This is a genomic window from Fulvivirga kasyanovii, assembly GCF_009711405.1.
GTDB lineage: Bacteria > Bacteroidota > Bacteroidia > Cytophagales > Cyclobacteriaceae > Fulvivirga > Fulvivirga kasyanovii.
The window spans coordinates 1-1,803 of record NZ_SMLW01000191.1; the positions used below are offsets into that span (position 1 = coordinate 1).

The 1,803-nt window shown below is 37.6% G+C and carries 2 protein-coding genes; both read left to right on the forward strand.

Annotated elements, in window-relative coordinates; genetic code table 11:
* Positions 1-1,229 (forward strand): fibronectin type III domain-containing protein (locus E1163_RS30245; RefSeq protein ID WP_185155901.1); only part of this gene is annotated, 1,229 nt, incomplete at its 5' end.
* Between the two features lie 11 nt (positions 1,230-1,240).
* Positions 1,241-1,803 (forward strand): hypothetical protein (locus E1163_RS00730; RefSeq protein ID WP_155168611.1); only part of this gene is annotated, 563 nt, incomplete at its 3' end.

The window sequence follows — 1,803 nt, forward strand, 5'->3', positions numbered from 1 at the left end:
GGGTAGACGCCTTTGGAGATGAAGGTGAGCCCTCTTCTTCTATTTCGGGTATGGGAGCTGCCCCTGTGAATACAAGAGCGGTATTAACCAATGGTCTTGTTGTGAATAATGGTGAAAGTGTGAAACTACAGTGGACGTTTCCTGATGAGGATGAAGGTATGATCAAAGGTTTTAGCATTGAACGTTCCATCTCTACAAAGGGACCCTATAAAAGTATTAATAGTGACTTGCTACAGGCTAATGAGCGTATGTATATAGATGGCTTCCCAAACACCACAAATTATTACCAAATAGTAACTTTTGGGGCCAAGGGAGAAGTTAAGAGGTCCCACCCTATTCTTGTGCAGCTTCAGGATAGTATTCCTCCGGATACTCCTATGGGTTTGATAGGATTTATAGATTCTACAGGAGTCGTAACTATGAAATGGCAAGCTAACACTGAACAAGATCTTTTGGGGTATAGGGTATACAGATCAAACTTTCAAAGTTCTGAATTTTCAAGAGTTACAGCCAGTCACTTATCTTCTGCTATTTTTTATGATACTATTAACATAAAGACCCTTACTAAAGATATCTATTATAAAGTATCAGCTATTGATAACAGGTTTAATGAATCTGTCATCTCTGAAAGTTATGTGATAAGAAAACCCGATATTGTTAAGCCAGTACTACCAGTTTTTAAATCTTTAAAATCAGGGAATGACGGGGTGAATATTAGTTGGATCAATAGTTCAAGCTCTGATGTAGTAAAACATGTTTTGTATCGCAAAAAAGAAGGTAACAATGATTGGCAGTATGTTGAGCAGTTTCAGCTCGAAATTCAGGATTATAAAGATATGGAATTGGTTGATAGTGGGAAGTACAGCTATACTTTGGTCGCTGTTGATAAAAGTGGTAATGAATCAGAACCAGCAAAACCGTTGATAGTCAATGTAGCCGGTAGAGAATTGTATAACAGTGATGTTTTTGGAAAAATTTATATAAATAAAAGTAAAGATAACCAAGCCATTTTCTTGAAGTGGAAAGCTGGTGTTGGAGCAAAAAGAATCTTAATATTTAGGGGTATGGCTGATCAGCAGGTTACATTATACAAGTCCATTGAGGGTAGCCTTACTAGTTTTAACGATAGTTCGGTTTTAAAAGAAATTGTTTACAAGTATCGAATTCAAGCAGAGTTTAGTGATGGTAGCAGGTCTTTAATGTCAGATGAGGTTTCTCTTGAGTTTTAAATAATTTATTAATGAAAAAGATTGTTATTTTTTTTGTTGTCGCTTTTTCCTCTTTGGGGAATAGTTCACATGCAACGGATGAATTAGGACCTTCAAAATTAGAAGTTACAGGAACTACTTCAATTTGCCCCGGGAAGGCGTATTCTTATAGTTATAAATACACACCTGTTGAAGGCGATAACTGTTGGTATAGCAAAGCGGAATGGACTGTTAAAGGTGCTACCTCATGGTCCAATAAAGGTGGTGGTATAGAAGTGATATGGAGCTTGACTGCTTCTACCAGATCTATTACCCTAACTCTTAGCGGTGCCGACTTGAATGATCAATGTACAAAAACATCAAAAGTAGCCAATCTAAGTATATCTTCAAAAGTTCCCAATTCACGTCCTGCAAATCCTGCTGGCATAACCTTTAGCAATACAACAACATTTTGTCCTGGGGATATAATAACACTAACAGCCACGGGATCTGTTGCCGGGAGTGTTTACTATATATGGGAGAAGAGCATAAACAATGGTGCATGGACAAGTATAACTTCTACCGGTGGTAGCACACGTAACTATACTGTCCCCAA